Origin of the sequence: Cedecea sp. FDAARGOS_727 (assembly GCF_012273235.1) — a bacterium.
In the GTDB taxonomy this organism is placed as follows: domain Bacteria; phylum Pseudomonadota; class Gammaproteobacteria; order Enterobacterales; family Enterobacteriaceae; genus Cedecea; species Cedecea davisae.
The window spans coordinates 4,467,661-4,493,594 of sequence record NZ_CP050966.1; the positions used below are offsets into that span (position 1 = coordinate 4,467,661).

Annotated in this window: 24 protein-coding genes; 7 read left to right on the forward strand and 17 right to left on the reverse strand. The window is 51.7% G+C overall.

All coding sequences use genetic code 11. The features are described from left to right. Positions 1-14: 14 nt before the first annotated feature. A complete protein-coding gene (locus FOC35_RS20920; protein ID WP_172570088.1) occupies positions 15-908 on the reverse strand; it encodes a LysR family transcriptional regulator in 894 nt (297 codons plus the stop codon). Between the two features lie 141 nt (positions 909-1,049). Beyond that, positions 1,050-1,982, reverse strand: coding sequence for a LysR family transcriptional regulator (locus tag FOC35_RS20925; RefSeq protein ID WP_172570089.1), 933 nt, complete (start codon positions 1,980-1,982; stop codon positions 1,050-1,052). Positions 1,983-2,074: 92 nt separating this feature from the next. Between FOC35_RS20925 and FOC35_RS20930 the strand changes: the two genes are divergently transcribed. Together FOC35_RS20930 and FOC35_RS20935 are read left to right on the forward strand one after the other, a co-directional pair. Further along, positions 2,075-2,551 (forward strand): GNAT family N-acetyltransferase, encoded by a 477-nt coding sequence (locus FOC35_RS20930; protein ID WP_016536257.1) that lies wholly within the window; start codon positions 2,075-2,077, stop codon positions 2,549-2,551. Between the two features lie 120 nt (positions 2,552-2,671). Further along, positions 2,672-3,082 (forward strand): ASCH domain-containing protein, encoded by a 411-nt coding sequence (locus tag FOC35_RS20935; protein ID WP_172570090.1) that lies wholly within the window; start codon positions 2,672-2,674, stop codon positions 3,080-3,082. A 47-nt stretch (positions 3,083-3,129) separates the two neighbouring features. On the opposite strand, the gene FOC35_RS20940 is transcribed toward FOC35_RS20935, so the two are convergent. Next, complete coding sequence (locus FOC35_RS20940) at positions 3,130-3,366, reverse strand: hypothetical protein (protein ID WP_172570091.1); 237 nt, start codon at positions 3,364-3,366, stop codon at positions 3,130-3,132. A 64-nt stretch (positions 3,367-3,430) separates the two neighbouring features. After that, entirely contained in the window at positions 3,431-3,775 is a 345-nt protein-coding gene (locus FOC35_RS20945; RefSeq protein WP_172570092.1) for a DUF1294 domain-containing protein, read from the reverse strand. A gap of 147 nt (positions 3,776-3,922) precedes the next feature. Between FOC35_RS20945 and FOC35_RS20950 the strand changes: the two genes are divergently transcribed. Further along, the gene (locus FOC35_RS20950) at positions 3,923-5,005 is read left to right on the forward strand and encodes an FAD-binding oxidoreductase (RefSeq protein WP_172570093.1); all 1,083 of its coding nucleotides are present in this window, start codon (positions 3,923-3,925) and stop codon (positions 5,003-5,005) included. Between the two features lie 122 nt (positions 5,006-5,127). On the opposite strand, the gene FOC35_RS20955 is transcribed toward FOC35_RS20950, so the two are convergent. From FOC35_RS20955 to FOC35_RS20970, 4 genes are all read right to left on the reverse strand, one after another. Then, complete coding sequence (locus tag FOC35_RS20955) at positions 5,128-5,514, reverse strand: VOC family protein (RefSeq protein ID WP_172570094.1); 387 nt, start codon at positions 5,512-5,514, stop codon at positions 5,128-5,130. A 255-nt stretch (positions 5,515-5,769) separates the two neighbouring features. Next, positions 5,770-6,252, reverse strand: a complete 483-nt coding sequence (locus tag FOC35_RS20960; protein WP_172570095.1) for a glutathione peroxidase — start codon at positions 6,250-6,252, stop codon at positions 5,770-5,772. A 256-nt stretch (positions 6,253-6,508) separates the two neighbouring features. Next, positions 6,509-7,027 carry a ClbS/DfsB family four-helix bundle protein gene (locus tag FOC35_RS20965; RefSeq protein ID WP_172570096.1) on the reverse strand — a complete coding sequence of 173 codons (519 nt, stop codon included), beginning with the start codon at positions 7,025-7,027 and terminating at the stop codon, positions 6,509-6,511. A gap of 118 nt (positions 7,028-7,145) precedes the next feature. Continuing rightward, positions 7,146-7,676 carry a hypothetical protein gene (locus tag FOC35_RS20970; protein ID WP_254065323.1) on the reverse strand — a complete coding sequence of 177 codons (531 nt, stop codon included), beginning with the start codon at positions 7,674-7,676 and terminating at the stop codon, positions 7,146-7,148. 750 nt (positions 7,677-8,426) lie between these two features. Between FOC35_RS20970 and FOC35_RS20975 the strand changes: the two genes are divergently transcribed. Beyond that, positions 8,427-9,401 carry a DUF1852 domain-containing protein gene (locus tag FOC35_RS20975; RefSeq protein WP_172570098.1) on the forward strand — a complete coding sequence of 325 codons (975 nt, stop codon included), beginning with the start codon at positions 8,427-8,429 and terminating at the stop codon, positions 9,399-9,401. Between the two features lie 28 nt (positions 9,402-9,429). Next, positions 9,430-10,461, forward strand: a complete 1,032-nt coding sequence (locus FOC35_RS20980; protein ID WP_039898186.1) for a methionine synthase — start codon at positions 9,430-9,432, stop codon at positions 10,459-10,461. A 143-nt stretch (positions 10,462-10,604) separates the two neighbouring features. Here FOC35_RS20980 and FOC35_RS20985 read toward each other — a convergent pair whose 3' ends face one another. From FOC35_RS20985 to pgaA, 8 genes are all read right to left on the reverse strand, one after another. Then, positions 10,605-11,099: a hypothetical protein gene (locus tag FOC35_RS20985; RefSeq protein ID WP_172570099.1), complete on the reverse strand. Its 495-nt coding sequence runs from the start codon at positions 11,097-11,099 to the stop codon at positions 10,605-10,607. A 151-nt stretch (positions 11,100-11,250) separates the two neighbouring features. Then, entirely contained in the window at positions 11,251-12,513 is a 1,263-nt protein-coding gene (gene umuC / locus FOC35_RS20990) for a translesion error-prone DNA polymerase V subunit UmuC (RefSeq protein WP_172570100.1), read from the reverse strand. Next, positions 12,497-12,931, reverse strand: coding sequence for a translesion error-prone DNA polymerase V autoproteolytic subunit (umuD, locus tag FOC35_RS20995; RefSeq protein ID WP_172570101.1), 435 nt, complete (start codon positions 12,929-12,931; stop codon positions 12,497-12,499). The genes umuC and umuD overlap by 17 nt, the downstream gene beginning before the upstream one ends. 210 nt (positions 12,932-13,141) lie before the next feature. After that, the gene (locus FOC35_RS21000; RefSeq protein ID WP_172570102.1) at positions 13,142-15,241 is read right to left on the reverse strand and encodes an NEL-type E3 ubiquitin ligase domain-containing protein; all 2,100 of its coding nucleotides are present in this window, start codon (positions 15,239-15,241) and stop codon (positions 13,142-13,144) included. Positions 15,242-15,332: 91 nt separating this feature from the next. Continuing rightward, positions 15,333-15,788 carry a poly-beta-1,6-N-acetyl-D-glucosamine biosynthesis protein PgaD gene (gene pgaD / locus FOC35_RS21005; RefSeq protein WP_172570103.1) on the reverse strand — a complete coding sequence of 152 codons (456 nt, stop codon included), beginning with the start codon at positions 15,786-15,788 and terminating at the stop codon, positions 15,333-15,335. Next, on the reverse strand, positions 15,785-17,116 hold the full coding sequence (gene pgaC, locus FOC35_RS21010; protein WP_016536241.1) for a poly-beta-1,6-N-acetyl-D-glucosamine synthase: 1,332 nt from the start codon (positions 17,114-17,116) through the stop codon (positions 15,785-15,787). Before pgaC ends, pgaD begins: the two co-directional genes overlap by 4 nt. Continuing rightward, positions 17,109-19,124 carry a poly-beta-1,6-N-acetyl-D-glucosamine N-deacetylase PgaB gene (gene pgaB, locus FOC35_RS21015; RefSeq protein WP_172570104.1) on the reverse strand — a complete coding sequence of 672 codons (2,016 nt, stop codon included), beginning with the start codon at positions 19,122-19,124 and terminating at the stop codon, positions 17,109-17,111. The genes pgaC and pgaB overlap by 8 nt, the downstream gene beginning before the upstream one ends. An 8-nt stretch (positions 19,125-19,132) precedes the next feature. After that, the gene (pgaA, locus tag FOC35_RS21020) at positions 19,133-21,475 is read right to left on the reverse strand and encodes a poly-beta-1,6 N-acetyl-D-glucosamine export porin PgaA (RefSeq protein ID WP_172570105.1); all 2,343 of its coding nucleotides are present in this window, start codon (positions 21,473-21,475) and stop codon (positions 19,133-19,135) included. A 670-nt stretch (positions 21,476-22,145) separates the two neighbouring features. Between pgaA and FOC35_RS21025 the strand changes: the two genes are divergently transcribed. Further along, positions 22,146-22,712 carry a hypothetical protein gene (locus FOC35_RS21025; protein ID WP_016536236.1) on the forward strand — a complete coding sequence of 189 codons (567 nt, stop codon included), beginning with the start codon at positions 22,146-22,148 and terminating at the stop codon, positions 22,710-22,712. 30 nt (positions 22,713-22,742) lie between these two features. Here FOC35_RS21025 and cueP read toward each other — a convergent pair whose 3' ends face one another. Then, entirely contained in the window at positions 22,743-23,291 is a 549-nt protein-coding gene (gene cueP / locus FOC35_RS21030; protein ID WP_172570423.1) for a copper-binding periplasmic metallochaperone CueP, read from the reverse strand. Positions 23,292-23,723: 432 nt separating this feature from the next. Between cueP and FOC35_RS21035 the strand changes: the two genes are divergently transcribed. After that, positions 23,724-25,877 (forward strand): carbon starvation CstA family protein, encoded by a 2,154-nt coding sequence (locus FOC35_RS21035; protein WP_016536234.1) that lies wholly within the window; start codon positions 23,724-23,726, stop codon positions 25,875-25,877. Positions 25,878-25,934: the final 57 nt, after the last annotated feature.

The window sequence follows — 25,934 nt, forward strand, 5'->3', positions numbered from 1 at the left end:
GTATTGCAGGCCAGCTATTGCGTATAACGGAGGGCATCTATCATCAGCGCAAAAGCAGAAGGATGCTGTTTGCGGCTGGGGTAGTAGAGATAATAACCGGGGAATGACGGGCACCACTCATGCAATACCTGAATCAGCGCCCCGGACTCTACATACGCCTGAACCGTATCTTCAGGCACGCAGGCAAGCCCAAACCCCGACAGCACCGCGTCTATTCTTTCCGGCAGCTGGTTTAACGTCAGTTGCCCCTCAACGCCCACGCGCAGCGGCTTCCCTTCCCTTTCAAATTCCCAGTGGTACAGGCCACCGGCGGTTGGCAACCGCATATTGATGCAGCGATGAGCCTGAAGCTCGTGCGGCGTCTTCGGCACGGGGTTTGCGGCGAAATAACCCGGCGAACCGACCACCGCCATACGCATATCCGGCCCTATTTTTACGGCTACCATGTCTTTATCAACGCTTTCCCCGAGACGAACTCCGGCATCAAAGCGGCCTTCAACAATATTAACGAAGCCGTTATCCACCACCAGCTCGACATTGATCTCCGGGTATTCTCTGAGAAACGGTTTTAGCTTCGGCCACACCAGGCTGCGGGCGGCATGCTCCCCCGCGGACAGGCGGAGATTACCGGAGGCGGTGCCGTTCAGTTGGATAAGCGCCCCCAGTTCCTGCTCAAGATCGGCTATTCTCGGCTCCAGACAGGCCATAATTCTTTCGCCCGCTTCCGTAGGCGCAACGCTGCGTGTGGTTCTGGTTAATAGCCTGACGTTCAGGCGTTCTTCCAGCGCCTTCATCGCATGGCTGAGCGCCGACTGTGAAACGCCAAGCTTCGCAGCCGCTTTGGTAAAACTCCGCACTCGCGCTACCACCAGAAAGCTTTGCAGTTCGTTGAAGTTCTCTTTGAGCATCGGGCACTTCCTTATTTAAACCTCCCTTCTTAGACTTTATTGATGAAGGGAGTTCATAGATACGAGTAGTTTAGCCCTGTTAGCGACAATAATGATAACGGATGTTTTTTCCCGCGAAGAGCCTCAGCAGCCCGCTAAAACTCATCGACCTGAATTCACTTCCTTCGCCAGTATTTGCAGCGTTGTTTTTAACCACGACGTCGCGCCGCGCTTGCCGCTCCGGCTATGAGAATAAATCTTCACTTCGAACGGAGGAACGCTGAAGGGTAAGTCAAAAACGTTGATCTCCGCAGAGTGCATCAGTTTCTCAGCGGCAAAACGTGGGAGCGCCATCAGCAAATCACTTTCCGCCACAATAAACGGCGCACTCAGCATAGACGGCGTTTTGATTGCTATCTGCCGCGTGTAACCCATTTGCTCAAGCTGCAAATCCATTACGCCCTGCTTCTCATTCCACGGCGTGACGACCAGATGCCTGGCGGCGAGATAATCTTCCAGCGTCAGCCGTGTTCGGCTTTTATTGCTGATAACGACATACTCATCTTCGAACCAGCTGATTTCTTCCAGTTCCGGATGCCGGATTTCGTCCGGCGTGCTGAACCCTAGCGCCAGATCTACCTCGCCCGCCAGCAGCTCCGTGAGCGCCGGTGTGTGCGGCAAATAAAGTAACTCAAAGCGCAAGCCGGGCGCTTCATGCTGCAATTTGTGCATCAGAGCCGGGAAAATACAAAATGCGGTAAAGTCCGTTATCGCAATCTGTAAACGCTCGGTACTGCCTGCGGATTTAAACTCTGGCTGCGGGGCCAGTTCCTGATTAAGAAATTTCAGGGCCGAAGCAATAGAAGGCGCTAGCTGGGTGGCGTACACGCTGGGGCACATATGATGCCCTTCCCGGTAAAATAACGGATCATCAAGGGTGATACGCAGCCGCGACAGCGCATGGCTCAGCGCCGATGTGCTCATCGCCAGTTCATCTGCCGCCCGTCGAACGGAACGGTGGCGATAAATCGCGTCAAATACCGGCAGAAGGTTTAAATCAAGACGCCTCAGGGCTGGATGCATAATATTCATCATTGGGTGATTTCATTGCACTTAATTCTTCTGACAATAACCCTTATGCTTAGCGCCATCAATATCGACATCATAAAGAAATCGCAGGAAAATTCATGAACATAACTATTCGCCAGGCGCGCCCGGAAGATGCAGCAGCCATTTACGATATGATCTTTGAGCTGGCCGTGTATGAAAAGGCCCCGGAAGAAGTCGTCACTACCCCGGACGAGATCCGGGAAACCCTCTTTGGCGCAGGCAGTAATAGCGAAGCATTGATTTGTGAGATTGATAATAAAATCGCCGGGTATGCCGTATTCTTTACCAGCTATTCCACCTGGCTTGGGCGTAGCGGTATTTATATGGAGGATTTATATATTTCTCCTGATTATCGCGGCAAAGGTGCGGGAAGAGCAATGCTGAAAAACATCGCGCAGTGCGCAGTAAACAGAAAGTGCGGCCGCCTTGAGTGGAGCGTGCTGGACTGGAACCAGCCCGCCATTGATTTTTACCTGAGTATTGGCGCATTGCCGCAGTCAGAATGGGTGCGCTATCGCCTTGATGGTGAGGCACTGCTGAAGTTTGCCGAATAAAAACGCCATTACATTGACATAATCCCGCCATAGCGGGATTTTCTTTGTTGCGGTTATCGTAGCTGCCCTTTTACTGGGATTGCCTGCGTAGCCAATAATATTGTTCTTAGGGATTTAACAATGCGCAAAATTGACGACTTAAAAGTTAACTATCCTGGTGCGATTGCATGGCCATTTGGAGATACTCCAGCCATGGCAGACGAGCTGGCTGAACTTGTTGTTAAGGGAATAAAAACAGCAACTTGTTGCTCACTCTCATCATTCCAGGATGAGGATGAATCCCCGACGATTGGCAGTTACAGCATTGTTCTTAACGGTAAAGGAGAGCCAGCCTGCGTTATCAGAACCATCGCTATGCGGATAGTTCGCTTTTGCGATGTAGCCGAAGAGTTTGCAAGAAAAGAAGGCGAAGGCGATCTCAGCCTCAGATACTGGAGAGAAGGCCATAAAGAGTTTTTCTTAAGAGAAGGGACATACCATGAAGCAATGGAACTTGTGGCAGAAGAGTTTGAGCTGGTTGAGGTTGTGTAACGCCCCTTTTATCTGCTCGCTGCATAGAGCTTCAGCCCTTCAGGCGGCTAGCTAAAACGTTGCCATACCAGCCATCCGCCCATACCTGTCCCTGCAACAATGAGAAGTGAATGTATGGCCAGAACGGCAGTAAAATAACGCTCCCCGCGGCGGAACGTTCTCTTACGACGATTGATGTAGGTGACAATCTCGCCGGTTTTGATTCCCCGGATGATGGTATACGCCCCGTAGATACAGCCGCCAAATAAACCCACCAGCGACAAGTCATCCATTCCAATATTCATACACATTCTCCATAACTCAACCGGAATGCTATCCATAGCCAGGGCAACGTGCCGAGGTTTACACTCAGTAGAGGGAAAAGGGATAGAGCCGATACGCCGCCGTGATCGCCACAATATTCACTATAATACTGATAATGAAGTATGTTTTGAATGGCTGCTTCTGTGTTTTATGGCGAAAGAGCTGCTGCCCAACAAGCGCTCCACCCCACCCACCTACAACCCCGAATATCAGCAAAGTTGTTTCTGGCACTCTGCGCCACGCCTTACGAGCTGCCATTTTGTCCACGCCGTAAATCACCAGCGTCAGTATGTTGACAAGCAGCAACCCTATAACAAAGGGATTGGATGTGAAAATACTTCCGAGCGCCACCAGGATCAGTAGCAAAAAACAACAACGATTGAGATTCATACCATTACCACAGTAATTGTCAGAATTTATCGCGACGTATTATACGCAATACCAACGGCGGGAAGAAATGGCTGCCTGAATTGGCCCCGGCCAGGTATTTGCAATTTCTGGCAGGTTGTCGGTAATAAATAACTTCTGCATCATGGCATGAATCTATTACCCACGCGGGAGGAAGCCACCCTGGGCAGCATGAAAAAAATGATCGTCGTCGTCGGTGCAGGGATCGTTGGTGCTTCAATCGCCTGGCATCTTGCCTGCCTTGAATTTGACGTCACCATTATTGAGCAAAATGAGCCTGCATCAGGGGCGACCGGCAGCGCGTTTGGCTGGCTAACTGGCGCGGTGAGTGATGATGCGCCCGATGTGCTTCTGCGGCGTGCCGCACTTGCGGACTGGCACAGGCTGGAAGAACAAATACCGGAACTTCAGATCAACTGGAGTGGTTCGTTAAAATACGGCGCAACGCCTCAGGCCTGCCTGCCGGACGAAAGCCTTCTCCGCAGAGCCGGGGTCGCCAGCCTTGAGCCTGCGTTGCTACGTCCCCCCTCTGAAGCCCGCTATGCTGCAAAAGACGGTGCCATTGATGCCGCCGAAGCGACACGTATATTACTGGACAAGGCCTGTGGTATGGGGACTGTAGTGCAAAACCAAACGACCGTTACGGGTATCTGCATGGCCGAAGGTACGATGACAGCAGTTCTGACCTCACGGGGTAAGCTGGAGGCGGATTGCGTTGTGTTGGCCTGTGGAACCGGCATTCCCACGTTAGCTGAGGCGGCGGGGACCTCTGTTCCGGTTCTGGCATCACCCGCTATATTGCTGCGCTTTGCAGTCCCCCGGCGCGTAGTCAAAACGCTCATCGCTGGTGATGATATAGAAGTTCGGCATAACCATAACGGGGATTTATTCGCCGCTGAGGATTACCCAACAAACGGCAACGTCAGGGAAACGGCTAACGCGGCTCAGACATCGGTAAGAAACAGGCTCAGGGGTGCAGAGTCTGCCTCTCTCACCCGATACTCCGTGGGAGAACGCCCTGTCCTGCAGGATGGGTATCCCGTTCTTGGCTTTACTGATGAGAGCAAAAGCGTTTATGTGGCAGTTATGCACCCGGCGGTTACATGTGCAGCTACCATCGGAAGGCTGGTTTCTGAAGAATTACGCGACGGTAAGAACGATGAAATCCCTGAGCGTTATCGTCCCTCTCGTTTCAGAAATAATTCTTTGTAGAAGAATTAACGGATTGTGAAGTAATAAGCAGACTGCTCCCCGGCGGATGGAGCCTGGTTTGATTGAGGAGCGGATGTTTAGCTTGCAGCTGGACGGAGGCAACACTGCAATATTTATTGGAATTACGCCCACGTCTTGTTTTGGATAACCACCCTATGTCCGTCGAGGTCAACAAATGTCCTTCCGTTCACGTCCCAGTAGGGATTGAATGACTCTATCACTCTGAAACCAGCATCAATCATTCTTTCGCAGGCTTGCACCCATTCATTTTCATCCGAGTAATAAAGAACGAGTAAATCTTCTTCCGTGTGCAAAGGTTGAACGGGATGGTTTTGGCAAAAGGTGAACTCTATGTGCCAGTCTACGTCTCCCTGCCCTAACATTATTCCATTGAAACCGTCATGATCATTGAATTCAGCAATTTTATGTAGACCCAATCCCTGGCTGTACATCAGAAAAGATCTTTCGAGATTGGTGACGGGTTTAGCAATACGCATATGAGTAAACATCTGGGTTCTCCAATGAAAAATACTGCTTTAACGTTGAAATCCCGCCTGAGTTTACATGTGATGATGTTTTTCATTTGTCCAGAAGAGCCTCCGAAATATCCTGCTGGGACTAGCTAACGGTCCGCTTCTGGCACGAAGCAGTTTGACTGAAGAACCGTGAGGTCGATTACAAGCGAACGGCGGAGGTTATCCTCCCACGGATAATCGTTTTTTCGAAAGCGCTGGAAACTCGAAGGGTTCGAATTACTGAAATACTTAGCTTTCAAGTGCAGAAAGGATTGCGGCTTCCATTTTTTCCGGGCTGGTGAACGGTGCAAAACGCTTGAGCGGTTTACCGTCGCGTCCTATCAGGAATTTAGTGAAGTTCCACTTGATCCGCCCACCCAGTACGCCGGGCAATTCGTTTTTCAGATAACGAAACACCGGATGCGTTGCGGTTCCGTTCACCTCTACTTTCGCGAACATAGGGAAGCTCACACCGTAGTGAATGCGGCATGTCTGCGCAATTTCGTCGGCGCCGCCGGGTTCCTGTTTGCCGAACTGGTTGCAGGGGAAACCAAGTACCACTAGCCCCTGGGCGGCATATTTTTTATAGAGCGCTTCAAGGCCGCCGTATTGTGGCGTGAATCCACAATGGCTGGCGGTATTAACGACCAGAACCACCTTACCAGCGTAGTCGGTCATAGAGATAAGCTGGCCGTCCAGACTGGTGGCCGTAAGTTGATGAAAGATGGTCATACAGGGGCCCTCAAAGCAGAACCAGTTTAATGTCAATATTCCAGTACACAGGGCAAGCGTCGTGGAGAGTAGGTCCTGCTCCTGATAACGTGGCAGGTCTGGAGCCGTGTGCGATACATCTTTGCAAAGTTGAACGAAAAGAACAACAAACCGGCAACCTTTAACCTGCTCTCCGTTTATTAACACACCATAAAGTTAGCTGTGTGCGTTTTGCATCTAGCGTCTATGAGCGAGAAGTGAATCTTTTCCTCGTTATTTACTTAAGATTGATTTCTTTAATTTTTGCCCACTTTCTTAATCTCCCATTCGCATTTGCGTAGGGCGAAGAGGTGTTAAATGAGATCATTCGCCCCATCGTCCATTTCGTATACCAGGGTTTTGCGAACAGAGTGTCGTCAGAACGCTGATCTATAAGTTTCACAATTTCATTTTTTTCAGCCTGAAGTGCTTCAATTAATGAATCGTAATTTAGCTCCCGGTAATCAGAGTAAAATTTTTGTGCGAGAAGCCCCAGTTGATTCCACTTATAGCCGGTTTCGGGGAAATCAACGGGCAAGCCTTTGGCATCCTGAGTAATCCACTTCACAACCAGCGAATTCCACCCCAGCAGGTACGATACAAGCTCCCGAACGCTCATTTCCGTACCTTTTACGTGACCATCCATCGATTTCTCAGAGGCCAATTCATGCGGTATTTTGCTAAGATAACTGATTAATTTACTAAAATTTTTATCAATTGCTAAAAGTAGTTCAGATTTTGTTTGTGGCACGCTCACAAAGAATTCCCTCTCACTTTGAGTACTTAACCAGAAATGCGGTAACTAAACGGCGTACCGCGTTTCATTTCCCCGCTTTTTCAGCAACGTCGGCTGAGAAAGCGGGAAGCTTTACGACTTAGTGGACACCTGAAACGATACCACCGTCTATCATTGCCAGCCCTTTTTTGGTGCGGACAAAGCGCGGCGCTTTTAAATCCTGATCCAGCATGATGAACACTTCATACAGCAGGTCGGTTATCTGTATCTGTTGCCCCGCCGAAAGCTGCTGGTTCAGCAGCACCATAGATAAGGCGGCACAATAGTCACAGATGGTTTCGGACTCGGTTTCAAGCGCAGTTCGCAGCGCTTCTGAATACCCTTCTTCTACTGTTAATTGCTCAATAAGGTATTTTGGCAGCGGATTATCCAGCACAACTCTCAGAACATTGAACCCCGCAAGCAAACGCCCGCACAGCGCAATATATTCAACATGACTATCTGTTTCAATTAATTCACCGACACAACGGCGGCAAACATTCAGTACATAAAATAAATCGTCTTTTGCTCCCATGGGTATTTTTAATAAGGCTGCAATATCTCCGGCTATAAGGTTTTGTGTGCCTGTGACTTTCTGTTGGGTAAATGTGTTACTATCAGTACCAGTCATGGTGTGACTCCTTGTCAGTTGCATTGTGGTTAGCCCTCACCTGGTGTTTTGGCGCCATTTGGGGGCGCTTTTTTAAGGTACCACTCTCTCCTTACCCCTCACCCTCTGCTATTAGCACTGTACAAGTCAACAGTATTAATGTGGTTAATTATTGGAAACCTCAATAATTAGCTATAAATCACTAAAATATGATAACTGGAAACTCAGTTGCAGCGGAATATATGCTGGTGCTTCCATTATACCGATGGGCATAATCAGGCAGGAGCGCTGAGCACCTCGGTTTAGGTTTCCAATAAATAAGCTCTGTTTTTTGTTAATGCGGGTCAGATGTCTTCCGGTTTTTGATTGTGCACTGAGGGAAGATTGTGACCGGTCTTACCGGGCAGAAACCGTCGGAGATTTAGTGGTCTTTAATGTCTTATAAATAACAAGGATTTAACCATCTGATAGTTATTTTCACTGACCAAAAAATCGATAAAACGCATGATTTTAAAAGGTTTATCTTACTAAGGCTCAACGCATGTCTCAATTCTGCACCACGCCACTTTCGCGATCATGAAATTCGTTCATGTTCTGTGAAATTAAATCACTTTTCCTCAAAGTGTGACTCAGGCATAAGATATGCAGGGCTATTAACTATTGACAATGTGAAGTTCACCGCAGAGGAAGCCACAAAATAAAAGTGGTCATTCCTGAAGAAGCCAGAAATAAAAACAGATTTTATATCAGAAATTAGGGTGCCAGATTACGATGAAAGAGTTTGCATTTACTATTAAGAGCATTAATTTCGACGAGAATTATAACCCGTCGGGAAATACGCGCATCACAACTAACTTTGCTAACCTGGCCAGAGGTGAGAAACGCCAGGAGAACCTGCGCAATGCCTTAACGATGATTGACAATCGTTTCAATTCTCTGGCGCACTGGGACAACCCGAAAGGGGACCGTTATTCTGTTGAACTTGAAATCATCTCCGTTGAGGTTGATATTCAGGGCAATGGCGAGACTTTCCCGGCGATTGAAATACTGAAAACTAACATTGTTGACAAAAAAACTAATCAGCGCCATGAAGGTATTGTTGGGAATAACTTCTCTTCTTACGTGCGTGATTATGACTTCAGCGTGTTACTACCGGACTACAATAAGCAGCGTGCTGACTTCAGCACGCCAGAGAACTTTGGTATTCTGCATGGCAATATCTTTAAGCACTTCGTTGAGTCCGGTGTTTACAAAGAGAACTTTAAGAAGCAACCTGTTATTTGTTTAAGTGTTTCAAGTAAAAATACTTATCACCAGACCGGTAACCGACACCCTGTTCTGGGCATTGAATATCAGCAAAACGATCTCTCTTTGACCGACCACTATTTCAGTAAAATGGGGCTACAGGCTCGCTACTTCATGCCGAAAAATAGCGTCGCGCCTTTGGCTTTCTATTTTTCCGGTAATTTACTTGACGATTATAGCGATCTTGAACTGATCGCGACCATCAGCACGATGGAGACGTTCCAGAAGATCTATCGCCCTGAAATTTATAATGCTAATTCCCCCGCAGGACTGCACTACCAGCCAAACCTGACGCACCTGGATCATTCAGTCACGCAAATTGTTTATGATCGAGAAGAACGTAGCCGGTTAGCGATTGAGCAAGGAAAGTTCACCGAGGAGAGCTTCATAAAACCCTATAAAACTATTCTTGAACAATGGTCCGCTAATTACGCACGTTGATTAACTAAAAATATTAAGGTCATTTATTATGAAAAGATTATTACCGACTTCGACTGCTGGTAGCCTGCCTAAACCTTCCTGGCTTGCACAACCTGAAACCCTGTGGTCGCCGTGGAAATTGCAGGATCAGGAATTAATTGAAGGTAAACAGGATGCTTTGCGTTTAGCCCTGCATGAGCAACAACTCGCGGATATTGATATCGTCAGCGACGGCGAGCAGACGCGCCAGCACTTTGTCACCACCTTTATCGAACACCTTAGCGGCGTTGATTTTGAGAAACGCGAGACCGTCCGAATTCGTAATCGCTATGATGCGAGCGTCCCGACTGTCGTTGGCCCCGTGGCTCGCCAGAAGCCCGTATTTGTTGAAGATGCCAAATTCTTACGCAAGCTGACCACACAGCCGATTAAATGGGCTCTGCCGGGCCCGATGACGATGATAGATACGCTCTATGATAACCACTACAAGAGCCGCGAAAAGCTGGCCTGGGAATTCGCCAAAATTCTCAACCAGGAAGCCAAAGAGCTGGAAGCCGCAGGCGTCGATATCATTCAGTTCGACGAACCCGCATTCAACGTCTTCTTTGACGAAGTGAATGAATGGGGAATTGCGACTCTGGAAAGAGCCATTGAAGGGCTGAAATGTGAGACTGCCGTACATATTTGCTACGGCTATGGCATTAAGGCCAACACGGACTGGAAAAAAACGCTGGGCTCAGAGTGGCGCCAGTATGAAGAAGCGTTTCCAAAGCTGCAAAAATCGAATATCGATATCATCTCGCTGGAATGCCACAACTCCCGCGTGCCAATGGATCTGCTTGAGCTTATCCGCGGTAAAAAAGTGATGGTCGGCGCAATTGACGTTGCAAATCATGCCATTGAAACGCCAGAGGAAGTTGCCGACACGCTGCGTAAAGCGCTTCAGTTCGTTGATGCCGATAAGCTCTACCCTTCCACCAACTGCGGCATGGCCCCGCTGCCTCGCCACGTAGCAAGAGGCAAGCTGAATGCCCTGAGCGCTGGCGCAGAGATTATTCGCAGAGAACTGCTGGCTAAATAACCTCGCCTGCTATCCGGTCGCTCGAAGGGAGTTAATTTCCGGCCGAGCGACCGGATATTTACTCACGCCAGAAAATATATTAAAAAAACAAATCCCAGTCAGGTTATCAGGGATACTGAGTCCCTGATAATAAAGGATGACAATCAACTATTTCTAACAGAATTATCTTTGCTACATTCAAACCAAAAGAATTTATGTTCATCCGGCCTTTTCTCGCTCTTCATTTTTTTGAGTAACACATAACGATCGTTGCATATTTGGTAAATAGTAACAGAACCAGGAGAAGCTTTTACGGGTAACTTAGTACAATCAGCTAAGGCCTCAGCAAACCCTGTTCCACCTGCACGGCAGGATACAAGTCTAATGCTTGTGATTTCTTTATCACAAAATTGCGGTTTGATTTTATGATGAAGTTCCGCGGGGGTTGATTTAACATTGTTGATTAAACTAACAAAACTGCTCCCACCTTTATCACCATGGCCGACAATATTTAGCCTGTTCCCTGTATTATTCTTAGGCACATCAAGAAAAAATTGATAGTCACCATTATGTCCCGTTGATAATTCAGTACTATTTCTTTGCTTCTCTTCAAAAGAAGAATTGCGTAAATTTGCCAGCGAAACCCTGAATTGCCCCATTAACATTCCTCCTAAATAAAATTTAGTATAAAAATTATTATAAAGTAATCTACAAAAAAACGCCTGAGGCGGCAGAAGAATATCGAAATATTGACAAAAACCCTGCATTACAATTAATTATATTACCTCCTGCCAGGCTGAATAAAAGCCACTATTTCACCAAAGGCAGGTCGGTATAACGAGTGGTGTAACCCGGCGACAGCATTCTGCGCTTCATTTCCCAGCTTTTCTGAATACCCTTCCCGGCGAACCCAATGCTGCCCCGGCCGGAATGATTAATGCTGTCGATAACCTGCATTAATGCGCTGCTGTTGGCCTGCGGCTGATATTCATCGAACAGGCCGAGCTGCGCGACGCCCTGACTGTAGAAATCACTCAGCATCACTCCGGCTTTCATATAACGGAAGCCGTCTTTCCAGATGTGGTTAAGCGCCTGAGTAGCAATGCGGATAATATCCCGGGTGTCACAAGTTGGCGTCGTCAGTCGGCCTGTGGCCTGAGGAGCATAGAAGGTTTCATTCCCGGCATGCGGGCTGGTACGCATAAATAAGCTGATCATGCAGCAAAACTGCCTTTCCGCTCGCAGTTTCTCCGCCGCACGCTCGGCATAGGCGCAAACCGCCTGGTGCATATCGTCGTATTCGGTAATCCGATGGCTAAATGAACGGCTATAAATAATCTGCTGTTTGGTCGGGGCAAATTCATCCAGCGCCAGGCAGGGCTCACCGCGCAGCTCGCGTACCGTGCGCTCCAGCACCACGTTGAAGTGTTTACGGATAACCCAGGTAGAGCTTTCTGCTAGCTGTAGCGCGTTTTCAATCCCCATCAGTTCCAGTTTTTTACTGATACGGCGGCCAACGCCCCAGACTTCATCCACGGGAATACGGGCGAGCAATTTACGCTGCCGTTCTACGGCAGAAAGATCGACAACGCCGCCGGTCTGAGGCCATTTTTTAGCCGCGTAATTAGCCGCCTTAGCCAGCGTTTTGGTCGGTGCAATGCCTACGCCAACCGTCAGCCCGGTGTTTTTTAATATCTGAGTTCGAATCTGGCAGCCAAACACTTCAAGCGAAATACAGCCGGAGACGCCGGAAAGATCGATAAAAGCCTCATCGATGGAATACACTTCTACGGCGGGAGCCAGCTCCATCAGGATAGACATTACCCGATGACTGAGGTCGGCATAAAGCGCATAGTTGGAGCTAAAAACCGTCACCTGCTGGCGGCGCAAATCATCTTTGATTTTAAAGTAAGGCGCAGCCATTTTTATACCCAGCGCCTTTGCCTCTGCCGACCGCGAAATAATGCATCCGTCGTTGTTTGAGACAACGACAACCGGTTTGCCCTGAAGATCGGGCCTGAATACCGTCTCGCAGGAGGCATAGAAGTTGTTTACATCAACAAGCGCGAACATGTTTGTTTGCTTTTAAGGTGAAGGTAACAACGCCGAAGATCTGCAGCTCTTCCTCCGCCAGGAACTCAATGGGCGCATAGTCTGCGTTATGCGGCACCAGCCGGAGCAAAGGCCGGGTTTGCAGCTCTTTCACCGTGAACTCCCCCGCTACCGCCGCCACCACAATATCGCCGTGCTCTGCGCTCAGCGACCGGTCTACAACCAGCAGGTCGCCATCGCCAATGCCTGCCCCAACCATAGAATCCCCGCTCACTCGCACAAAATAGGTGGCGCTTGGGTACTTAACCACCAGCTTGTTCAGGTCCAGGCTCTCTTCGACGTAGTCCTGGGCAGGGCTGGGAAAGCCGCACGGAACCCGCTCTAAAAATAGCGGCAGCTCGATGATTTGCTCTTGTTTATAAGGATAAGGGACGGTCATGATTGCTCACCTCAAAATACTGTATGCATACACAGTATTATATAGATTAGGTGAATAACTCAAGCCGCCGGGCAGGCCGTTACGCAAACGTGCTGATGTTTATGGGGATTTAGTTGTAGCTGACCACAGGCTTCGCCCGGCGCGGTTCACATTTAATGAAGGAGGTAGCTCCGCGCCGTCTTCTGTTTTAAAAAAACAGCCAGCGCTCAGTTAAGACCATCTGGGCTTTAGATATCTGCCCAACATATTGCCCGCCAGAGGGTGAAGGCCATCAAGAAATGCCCTTTCCGCACTTTCCATGGCTCTTGCTCCGATAATACGCTCAGCATCGTTATTGCCGAGCAGACCTGCCGGTTTTAGCTCTGTGTCAGACAGAATTCGGTACGTGTTTTCATAATCTGATATTTTCTTTTCACAAAGTGCTTCCCAGCTTGTCGGCTCCGTACGCTCCAGTACCTTGCGTAATGGCTCCCACTGCAATATCCACTCTGCAAACTGGCTGTTTTCGGCAGTTTTTACCTGAATTTCAGCGGACTGAAGGTCTGACTCCGTCACGCCGGATACACCAAAGAACCGCATTTCTGCCGTCACGCTGGTCAACTCAAGCGGTTGCTTCAGTTTATTCTGATAGCCCAGATAGACCTCGATCTCATCGACGAAGTACAGCGTTTTGACCTTCTCACGGGCAATCTGCTCCAGTTTCTCCAGCCGGAACATTTCACGCCCAACCGAGACCAGCCCGGGGAGATTCTCGTTAAACTCCCCTTTTTCCGCATTATGTACTAATTGCACGTTCTTCATCTTGTTCAGCGCAAGGGTAACCCGATCCTCACAGCTTGAAGTCGCCTCTGTCGCCATGGCAAATGTTTTTGCTCTCAGCTCATCATCGTCAACCAACTGTGCCAGCCAGGAGGCTATCTGTGTTTTAAAACCCGAGTCTTTTTTGAAGTTTTCCGTCTCGCTCAGCCGGTCCAGAAAACTGCTGAAGGAGGCCGCATCATCTTGCTGCTCAAACGCCTGCCACTTGCCCGCAAGGCGCGGCTCACCTTCCCTGGCAGGCACCAGCCAATCAGCGACTGCCTGATGCAGTGGGCGAGGTTTCCTGAAAACGGGAGGGCCGCCCACACCGAAATATATTCTGGGGCCAGAATAGTTAGGGGCATGGGTCATATCCAGCAGGGCCTGACGCGTACGATCTGACAGCGGGTTCCCTGACAGGTCGACCCACATATCCCCGGACAATCCGGCGATGCTTTCAGGCAGCCTGGTCAGACGGTTATTATTGACCGTCAGCGCCTGTAGCCCTGACGGCAATACCGGCAGGTAGTTCAGCTCGTTATAACTGGCCCACAACGTCTGTAGCCCTGACGGCAACTCAGGCAGGCTGGTGATTTCGTTATCATCGACCTTCAGTTCCTGCAGAGCTGGCGGCAACGCAGGCAGAGTGCTCAGATAGTTATGACTGCCAGACAGAGTCTGTAGCCCTGACGGCAGCGCTGGCAGCCTGCTCAGAGTGTTGCAATCAACCACCAGTTTCTGTAGTTCTGAAGGCAACTCAGGCAGGCTTATCAGAACGTTATGATTGATAACCAGTTCCTGTAGCCCTGACGGTAACATTGGTAGACTGACCAGCTCGCTATGGCTGGCCCGCAGAGTCTGGAGTCCTGACGGCAACGCTGGCAGGTTGGTTAGTGGTACATTATCAAGGATCAACCTTGCCATATCCGGCGGTAAACGGTCGGGTAAGGAGGTGATGTCAAAGTTGCTCAGGTTAAGCTCTGGATTGCCATTATTCAGGCAGTCACGCATTTTCTGTACCACGATTGCGCGATGGTATGACTCTTCTGGTGGAGCAATAATTTCCCACGTTGACCAGACAGCTTCATAATCTTCTGCTCTCAATTCTGTACGCAGGCTGAGGTTATGTGTTTCATTGTGCCCCTGACAATTCACGGTATACTTCCCGGCGTTATCAGGGATGACGGACAGAATCTCCCGGCTGCCTGAGTCCAGGATACAAAAGTGGCCCTCCCCGTGTCGGCCGAACTGAATGTTTCCCCTACGCCCGGCATATGCGAGCGCCCTGAGCCGTTCAAACCTGCTGACTACATCCTCCCATATCGTTCTGCCCGGTGGGTGATAAATCCTCTGAATACACTCCAATGCCTCGAGTTTATTCGTTTCGCAGAAAAAATCCTCTATTTTTTCCCATGCGCCCATTTCAGATGGGATACCAGGGTGGGCGATTCTGTGAATGTGATTGTTGCTGATTGCGGCGGGAAAAGATCCATTACTCACTTGAAAGATCATAATAAAATTTCTCTGTAAATTTACACATAATGCCTGTCCGGTGACGTCAACGGCTGCCGTTGACGGTATCATTTTTCCCCGGCCCTTTATTTCATAATACGGTCATTGGCTGACTCTCCCGCCCCGCCGCCAGCTCACCGCTTTTTAAATGAATAATTTGCCCAATCTGGTCGTGGTAAACCGTCAGCTGATTATGCTGGCTCATCTCGGATATCAACTGCGGCGGGGCGTTAAAGCTCTGCGCCAGTTCGCTGAGATGCAGCGGCGCGAGGCTTTCATGGTAGCGCGCGTTATGCCTGCGCAGGCTGTACTGATACCAAAGGATCAGCAGCCAGCCGTTGACCACCGCGAGCAACAAATAAAGCAGCACCGAATTAAGCGACGAGACGATAATCTCCCCGCGCTGGCCGGGCAGCGTCATTATTTGCAGCAGCAGGTTTTTATACGCGAAGAACACAAACCCAGCCCAGGCGATAAACGTCAGCAGGCCGTCGAACAGGCGCGGGGCGATTCTGTGTTCGGTTAATATCAGGGTATTGGCGTTCATTCTGTTCTTCCTTTTCCGCGGTCAGGGCTTACCCAGCGCGCCCTTGCACGCTGGCGTTTCAGCATCACTCTGGGGAATGCCACCAGGGTGGTTACCAGGCCAATCATCCAGTACATCATCGGGAACCAGATTATCCAGAACAGCGAACCGGCTATCCGCCGCTCATAGCGCCGCTCGATAAACAGGCTGACGAGAAACTGCATCAGGCACATTACGCCCAGCAGCAGCCCGGTAAACTCGGGGGGAAACAGGCTGCGTACCACGAGGTTGGGCGGTAGTGTTGCAACCAGACTTGCGATAAACAGCAGGATGGTTATCGCGTAGGCGAACGCCCACACCGTCGATAACACATACTCAAGAAACAGCGGCCACATGCGGCGGTGCTCCCAGCGAAATAGCCGACGAACATTAACCAGGAATACTTCAGCCCCGCCCTGCGCCCAGCGCAGCCTCTGCTTCCACAGCCCGCGCAGCGTTTCCGGCATCAATATCCAGCACAGCGCCCGCGGCTCGAAGAATATCGTCCAGTGGCTTAGCTGTAGCTTCCAGCTGATATCAATGTCCTCAGTTATCATATCCGTGCTCCAGTAGCCGACGTCCGCCAGCGCCTGGCGGCGAAAGGCCGCAATCACCCCGGACACGGTGAACACCCGGCCATAAATGCGCTGAGTGCGCTTGATAAGCCCGATAATCGAAGAAAATTCTCCAACCTGGATGCGGCCAATCAGGTTGGAGCGCGTGCGGATGCGCGGGTTGCCGGTCACCGCACCAACGTGTGGATGCTGGAGCAGCGGCGCGGCAAGGTAAGCCGCCGTATCCCGCTCCAGCAGCGCATCGCCGTCGATACAAACCAGCAGGTCGCCTCGCGCGGCGGCGGCACCCGCTTTTAAGGCCACCGCTTTGCCCTGGTTTTCTGCCAGATGGATAACCCGCAAGCGCGGATACTCTTGCGCCAGCTGCCCAAGCACGCCGGAAGTGTTATCCCCCGAACCATCATTGATGGCGATAACCTCAATATTTTGATAGCGCTGGTTGAGCGCCGCTTCGATGGTTTCCCTGGCATTTTTCTCCTCGTTAAAGCAGGGAATAAGGATCGAGATCAGCGGGTTACCCTCCAGCCGCGGCGGCGGAGTCTCCTTCCCCCAGGGCCAGTGCCGTTCCAGCTGGAACCAAAAATAGAGCCCGCCGGTCATCCACAATACCGACATAAACAGCGGCCAGAAGAAGACGAAGTCGAGCAGAATTTTGCCGGTGAAAACGGCCGCCACGCTAAGCGGCAGGCCAAATATCAGGCACAGGATCAGCAGAGAAATAATCCGGTCAGTCATTGTCTGGGTACCACCATGAGGAAAATTCAGGCCGGATGCGCGAGATATCCGGCTGATTATTAATGAAATCGTCCGGGTAATAGCCGTAATGCATTACGCCGTTGAGCTGCAACAGACGCATCCACTCCACCAGCTGTTTATCGGCAACACCCTTTTGCCCTTTGCTGCCCCAGTCCCGGGCCTGTAGCTCAAAAATGGTTTTATTCAGCGCCAGAGGTTTGGCCGCCACGCGGCGAATAAGCTGCGCCAGCCAGTCGTTACTTTCCGCAGGCGGAACGGACTCCATCAGCGGCATAGCCATCGGCACCGTCCAGTCATAGGCGGCAAGGAAATCATCAACGTTCTGCGCAAACCAGGCCTCGCTCTCCGGCTCCAGAATCGGCAGGGCAAAAATATTGCGGGCGGTTTTTATCTGCGGGCCGCGAATGTCCTTCACCGCCTGGGTCAGCGTGCGCGTGAAGCCAACCAGCGTCTGGCTTTTAAAACGCGTCCAGCGCTGAAATTCGGCGGTATTGCCGTGAATATCGGCAATATTTTGTGCAAAACCGGCACGGCGATAGGCAGCCAAAGCGTCCTGGCCGGAGTCCTCAAAGTCCGTCAGAAGGGCATCGTCATGAAACAGAATGCCGTCGAAGGTCGCATACCGGGAAAGGTCCTGATAAAGGTCGGCAATCTGGCTGCGAACCTGTTTATTCCACGGCGAAAGGCGCAGATAAGGGCTGTGAGCGCGGCGCGACTGCCGGGTTGCTGTATCCCAGCGCTCAACCCTCGGCAGAGAAGCATTTAAATCAAACGAGAGTACCGGCAGCCAGGCATAAACCTTCACCCCGCCCCTTGTCTGTAGCTGCCAGGAGACGAAGTTAAACAGGTCGGCACGCACCGGCAGCCAGCGGTTTGGAAAATAGAGCGACTTAATATTGCCGTCTCCGGCCGGGTCGGAAAACGCCTGCAGGAAAACATGGCTAATCTTCATGTCGTAGACGCGCTGCACCAGCGCATCGATATTCTTCGTTTGCTGGGCGGGATCGCTGTCGTAGACGTAGTCCAGATCAACATGCATCACCCGTACCGGCTCGGTTTCCTGAATGCGAGTCACCGTGCTGGCAAAGGCCTTGAGCGAAGGGTTGCCGGAGATAAGCAGCCGGGGAATATTGTCCAGATCGCGAACGTTAGCCAGGCCATCGTTAAGCGTGAACGCCAGCCGGTAACCGTGTTTTTTTATTACGCTTAACGAAGTGCCGTTTGCCGCGCCGTAGGGCCAGACCCAGGCCCGGGGCGCTTTCCCGCTGACCTGCGCCAGTTTGGTGCTGATGCGGCTCACGTCGTCATCAATGCGACGGGTAAACTGCTCGTCATCCTCATATTGGCCGGTTTCTTTGTCCCAGGCCCGGTTGGCGATAGCCGGTTCGCGGCTGCCCTGCGGGTTAGCCAGCACGCCAAAATGAGATGCCCAGGTATGGGAGCCAATTTCCACCAGCGGCGATTCACTCAGCTCCCGCACCATTTCCCAGGTGGCAAATTTTTCACGCGGCGTTTTCAGCCCGCCAAAATCGACCGGCTTCCCCTGCGGTGTGCCGACCCAACTGCCCACGGGTGCCCAGAGCGCGGGAACATTGTAGGCCTTAAGCAGCGGCCAGACGCGGGTATAAAAGCTGCTGTAACCGTCATCAAAAGTAAGCAAAAAAGCATTCGGCGGCAGCGACTTACCGCCGTCATGCGCGTTCAAAATATCCTGCACGCTTACCGCGCTGTAGCCGTTATGCAGCAGCCAGATTATTTGCTCGTTTAGCGCGCTGGTGCGCACCGCCAGATAACGCTGATCGGGGTCGCTATCCTCCACGTCGTGGTAAGCCAGCACCAGAAAATTGTTCTTCGGCCAGGGTTTGCTGGCTTCGGGCTGCGGCCTGTCCTGCGGGGGCAGAAAATGAATTTCCTGAGCGCACAAACCAGAAAGGGTAAATAACCAGCCGATAACGATCAGGCTGATTCGGAAACTGTTGGTCAGCATGCTTGTCCTTAAAATCTTAAATTCGCGTCAAAGGCCACGGCGAGATTACTTTCGCGCCTGCCGTCGTAGGGGCGTTTTTCCCAGTTCAGCATCACGCCGGTGTCGAGAACGTTGTTCCATTCGATCCGCTGGCCGTAGCCGAACGAGGTAATGGCGCCTGAGCCGTAGCTTTTCTGCCGATAAACGCCCGCGCTCGCGGTAAATTGCTGGCTCCAGACGGTGTCGTAGCGCCGGTACATTACGTGGTCTGCGGAGAGCGTCGGTGCCGCAGAGAGATCCCATTTCGGGCTGTAGTAAACCGTATTGGCGCGGCTGTTAGCGCCGAAGGAAAAATCGGGCAGCAGGTCGAGCGTCAGCCCCGGCATTTGCCAGACGCGCTCTTTTCCCTCGAGGCTATATTCCTGGCGGAAGTTATGGTCGGTAAACCGGCTGGCGGTGGCGGTGAGCTGGTATTCCCTGCGTTCATTCTGATACCAGCGCAGCCAAATATTGGCCTGGTTTGAGCTGATGCCGTTGCGTAACGCCCGCAGCGGCGTGCTGCGGGCAAGGCGTTCAATGCCGCCGCCCGTTCTCCAGCTGTCGCTGAAGCTGTGCCACGCCGCAAGTCTCGCACCGGGTTTATTGCCGCCGTTAAAATGGTTATTTGCCAGTTCAAACTCGGCCCAGCTGGCGCGGGGCCGCCACTCAATGCCGCCAAATACGCTGCGGTTTAGCCCTTTCCCCTCTTCAAAGCGCCCGCTGTTAAAGCGGTTGCCGCCGAACAGCCGCCAGTCATCCGCCAGCGGCGGGCCGTAAATTGCCGCATCCCAGCTAAAGTCGTGAGCGCCGCTTATCGGCGTATCGGAGGTAATGCCCTGATTGCCGCTGAGGCGTAACTCGGACATTCGGTGAACGTCCAGGGCGCGGCTAAGCTGCCGGGAGTCAGGATCCAGCGGCGCTCTCGTCAGCACGTCGTCGGTCAGCAGGCTCATCTGCCGCCATTCGTGAAGATCCTGCGCGACATAAGCCTGCTGCCGCTCAAGCTCCAGGTTAGACGGTTCCAGAACCTCCGCAGCCTTCAGTTCTCGTTCGGCGGCCTGCGGCAATCCCCGCATCTGCAACGCTTCAGCGTAACCTGTTCGTAGCCCCTGGTTGCCAGGCCCGGTCGTCGCCAGGTGATAGGCGAGCTTTTCCGCCTCCGGCAGCGCATGTGTTGCCAGAAGATATTGCAGAGAGAGCGTTTTACCCTCCAGCCAGGCGTCGTTAGGCTGAGGCGTGGGCGAGCCTGCGATGTAAACAACATACGGCGCGCTGCCGGTGATGCTCTCCACATAGCGCCTGGCAGCCAGATACTGGCCGCTGTCCAGCAGGGCATAAAACATCGCGTGTTCGCTTTCATCCGGCAAAGGCCGTGCAGCCTGGGGCGACAGAGCTACGGCCGGCTCCAGCCTTCTTTGCGCCAGATAAGCGTCCACCACCCAGCGCAGCGCCCAGTCGGGAACATCCGCCTTCTCTGAAGCCAGCGATTCATATTCAGCGGTGACCTGCGGGTAATAGTTGTGTGCATACAGCGCGCCAAGCCTGTCTATGCGGGCGCGAACAAGGTCTCTGGCGGCCTGCGGGTCGCTGCGCCAGCGGGCAAAAAACACGTCGTAGCGGTCCAGCGCTTGTTTTGCGACGGCAAAGCGTTCTTTTTCTTCGCGAGGAATAATATCCGCAATGCGCACCAGCTCTGAGGCGGCATCTATTTCCAACCGGCGCCGCTCTGCGGGAGTGAGATTTGCCCTGCCCGCAAGTTCCAAAGCGGGAGCGCTAATTCGGTTAACGCTTAAAGCATCGGCCAGGGTACGCAGCGCCGCGAGATCTTCAGGCGCGAGCGCTACCAGCCGCTGAGCTTCAAACAGCGCGGGCCATTCCTGCTGCCCGTCGGCAAGCGTTTTTATCCGCCCGATGCGGTAGTCAATATTTGCCGGAGCAAGGCGTAGCGCCTGTTCCCAGAGCGCAAGCGACTCCGTCCAGCGCCGCAGGTTGCGGTATGACCGGGCGGCAGAAGCTATGCCCCTGGCGGGAATTGAAACACGCTGCTGGTAACTCTGCCAGACGCTAACCACTTCTTCATCCCGCCCGGCCCAGGAAGCCACCTGCAGCCAGTCGGCAACCTTTTCGTCGCTAAGCCCCCCCGGCATTTGCTGTCGTTTTAATGTATCCAGCAGCGGCTGATAATTCCCGCTACGGGCCAGCATCACCTGCCGCTCATAGGCGGACTCACCGCCGAAACTCTGAGCGGGAAATAGCCCTATTAAGCCCAGCAATAACGCCAGCTCTGCGCCATGACAAAAGAATAACTTATTGATATTCAGTCGTTGTGCCATAAATATCTATTCTATATTCCGTTATGAATGAGTACGCGCTTTCCGTAGCGTTAAATCAGCTACTAATGGAAAATGTGCACATTAGATCCACGCGATGGATTTTATCGTGGGTTATTGCGATGCGTGTGTTTTTGAGTAGCTTCACCCTTACGTTAAAACGGAGAATTAAAATACATTCGCCTGGCCACCCGATATGACCGACGAGAATAATAAAGTACCGTTAGCCGTTTTGTGAATACGTCAAAAAGGCGGTTGCGGCGCTTTTAAGAATACTCTGCAACGGTTATTTCCAGATAAAATAAAATTCGATAACATAATGATTAACAAATAAAAAAACAAACAAATGAAAACCCATGAAATGGAAAAAATCCATTGTCTGGTGGTTTTCCCTGTGCCATTCAGGAAGTTTCCTGGCAAAGATTCTTAATTTTTTATTAGCCCACTTCTTTCTCCATTCATTTAATTTATAATTCGCCACATGGATAATCATAAAAAATGCACAAAGCGTTTTTAATATCTTATTCAACGTCGTGTTTTGGTGGCAGGCTAACTAACAAAAAGGTTAGTTAACTCATTTTCAATGAAATATCTAAATGCCGGAAAGAAAGCTGCGGCTCTTCTTCCGCTATGGATAGCCGTTTTTGTTGATCGGATATTAACAGGATGAGCCGTGGTGAATGCGACACTTTTAGTCACTCAGGATTACTATCTTTTTCAGGGCATAAAAAACTGTTTGCCGGAAACGCTTCAGTTACGAACCGTAGACAGAAGGATTTTTAGCAGCGGATACCAGGAATACTCGCTGCTGGTTGATAGCCGCCTGCCGCTGTTTTTTTGGCAGAATATTGTTATTAGCGCGGACAAAACCGGGGCGCGTATTCGCTGCATTATTCTCGATATGCGCCACAGCGAAATCCCTCCACTAAGGCTAAAACAGAGCCTGGATATGTCGATACCGTATCGGGAGATAGAAGCAATATTGACCCAATTACGCCGGATAAAACCTGAAGTTGCGGCAAAAGAGTGGTTTCGCGAGATGCGCCTTAGCGGCGAAGAGCGGGCGATGATGCGGCTACTCAGATTGGGCGTGCCGATGGAACAGGCGGCGTTGAAATTAAATACTTCGCTTAAAAGTCTGTATCGCAGGCGTATTGAGCTATACCAGCGGCTCGGCCTGGCGAGTTTTAATGAAGCCTGCCTGCTTATTTTCAGAAATGAGCCGCCGGACTATCCATAATGTAACCGGAGAGCCGGGCGGCCGGGTAAATTACGCCTGTTTTAGTTGCAGAGTGGTCATGCAGGTCTGGCTGCCGTCATAGGTAGCAAAAGGCGAGCTGGCCGAGCGCCCCTGGTAGCTGACGTTTATCGTGCCTTCGGTATTACGCGGCAGCCACACGCCAACAAAACCGTTTTGATGGCTGGTCAGCGTTTTATGCAAAATCACCTTCCCTGCTTTATCGGTGATGTTCACCTCAAACGCCGTATTGGCAAGCTCCCCCTGGCAGCCGGAAAGGCTGTGGTTAAAGCAGGGATGGGTTTGCTGAAGGTAAGGCGCAAACGAAAGATAGAATTTATCCCCCAGCGGGTAGCTCACCCGCTGCTTCACGTCCGACAGGACTAAAGCTCCGCTGGTTATGCCCGCGCTATAGGCAAGCGGGCGAGCCTGCGTAGAGCCATCAATAGCTTCAACCAGTTGCTCAACGTTTTTGCCTTCCAGCCCGTGACGGGCCAGAAACGCATCGCCTTCAGACGTAGCCGCCAAAGCCGAACCGCTCAGCATCAGCGCCACAAGCGCCGTTATGGTACGCATTTTCATCATTATTCCCCTGGAGTCAGTGTGCATAAATAACTGGCGCAGACGTTACACCTTCCCCCTGGGGGAAGGTCAAAGCCCGGGGAGTATAGAAAGGTAAAGCAATGTATTTATTCAGTTTTAATTGATTTCAATCAAACATTGTCCGCCGCCATGAACCGCAATCGGACCGTTGAATCGCTGTTTTTTCCCTTTGCATGGGCATCCGTGAGATCTAAATCACAACTTTCAGCAAGTTAGCGCCGCGGCAAAACCGCTTAGCCCATCCGGCAACCGCTTATCTTCGCATATGACCGCTCAGCCACTCTTTCTCCCGCCGGGCAAGAAACGGCGTCAGGCTATATACGGCATAAATTCATGCTCCTTTGTGACAAAAACCAGGTTCAGTAATACAGAGACAGGTATTACGAAAGTATTCTGACAAACGGAATTATTATGAATAAAAATAAATTTCTCAAACACATACCCTGGGTGATTCTGGGGATAATCGGGGCCTGCTGCCTGGCAGTGGTTGCCCTGAGAAGAGGGGAACACATCAGCGCCCTGTGGATAGTCGTGGCTTCGGTTTCGGTCTACCTCGTCGCCTACCGCTATTACAGCCTCTATATTGCGCAAAAGGTGATGAAGCTTGACCCTACGCGCGCGACGCCTGCGGTTATTAACAATGACGGTCTGAACTATGTTCCCACCAACCGCAACGTGCTGTTCGGCCACCACTTTGCCGCGATAGCCGGTGCGGGGCCGCTGGTTGGCCCGGTATTGGCCGCGCAAATGGGCTACTTACCCGGCGTGCTTTGGCTGCTGGCGGGCGTAGTGCTGGCGGGTGCGGTACAGGACTTTATGGTGCTGTTTATCTCGTCGCGTCGTAATGGCGCTTCCCTTGGCGAGATGATCAAAGAGGAAATGGGTCCGGTGCCGGGCACAATCGCCCTGTTCGGCTGCTTCCTTATAATGATAATCATCCTTGCCGTGCTGGCGCTTATCGTGGTTAAAGCCCTGGCAGAAAGTCCGTGGGGGGTCTTTACCGTTTGCTCGACGGTGCCGATTGCCCTGTTTATGGGCATCTATATGCGCTTTATCCGGCCCGGGCGGGTTGGCGAAGTCTCGGTCATCGGCGTTATTTTGCTTATCGCCTCGATTTACTTTGGCGGCGTGATTGCCCATGACCCGTACTGGGGCCCGGCGCTGACCTTTAAAGACACCACCATTACCTTTACCCTGATTGGCTACGCTTTCGTTTCTGCCCTGCTGCCGGTGTGGCTGATCCTCGCCCCACGCGACTATCTGGCAACCTTCCTGAAAATCGGGGTTATCGTCGGCCTGGCCATCGGTATCGTTATTCTCAACCCTGAACTGAAAATGCCGGCCATCACCCAATACGTGGACGGCACCGGCCCGCTGTGGAAAGGGGCGCTATTCCCGTTCCTGTTTATTACGATTGCCTGCGGGGCCGTCTCCGGCTTCCACGCGCTTATCGCCTCCGGGACAACGCCAAAACTGCTGGCCTGTGAAACCGATGCCCGCTTTATCGGCTACGGCGCAATGCTGATGGAGTCCTTCGTTGCGGTGATGGCGCTGGTTGCCGCCTCCATTATCGAACCAGGCCTCTACTTCGCCATGAACACGCCGCCAGCGGGCCTTGGCATTACCATGCCAAACCTGCATGAGCTGGGCGGAGAGAATGCGCCGATGATTCTGGCGCAATTGAAGGATGTGACCGCCCACGCGGCGGCGACGGTAAGTTCATGGGGCTTCGTTATTTCCCCGGAACAGATCCTGCAAACGGCCAAAGATATTGGTGAACCTTCGGTGCTTAACCGCGCTGGCGGCGCGCCAACTCTGGCCGTAGGTATCGCCCATGTGTTCCACAAGATTGTGCCGGTTGCAGATATGGGCTTCTGGTATCACTTCGGTATTCTGTTCGAAGCGCTGTTTATCCTTACCGCGCTGGATGCCGGTACGCGTTCCGGGCGCTTTATGCTACAGGATCTGCTGGGCAACTTTATTCCGTTCCTGAAAAAGACCGACTCGCTGGTCGCAGGTATTGTCGGCACGGCCGGGTGCGTTGGGCTCTGGGGTTACCTGCTGTATCAAGGCGTGGTCGATCCTCTCGGCGGGGTGAAAAGCCTGTGGCCGCTATTCGGCATCTCCAACCAGATGCTGGCCGCCGTAGCGCTGGTGCTGGCAACCGTGGTGCTGGTGAAGATGAAGCGCACCAAATACATCTGGGTTACCGTGGTGCCTGCCGTCTGGCTGCTTATTTGCACCACCTGGGCGCTCGGCCTGAAGCTGTTCAGCAGCAACCCGCAAATGGAAGGCTTCTTCTTTATGGCCAACCAGTATAAGGCGCGTATCAGCGCCGGCGGTGCCGACCTGACAGCTCAGGAGATTGCGAATATGAACCATATCGTCGTCAACAATTACACCAATGCGGGTCTGAGTATTCTGTTCCTGGTTGTGGTGTACAGCATTATCTTCTACGGTATCAAAGCGTGGAAAGAAGCGCGCCAGACCGAGCTTCGCACTGATAAAGAAACCCCTTATCAGCCGGTGCCGAAGGAAGGCGTTAAACTCTCATCCGGCCACTGATCGTTTCATCTGACTGCCCCGCCCACGCGGGGCTTTCTCCTGCCGCATAGCGGCTAA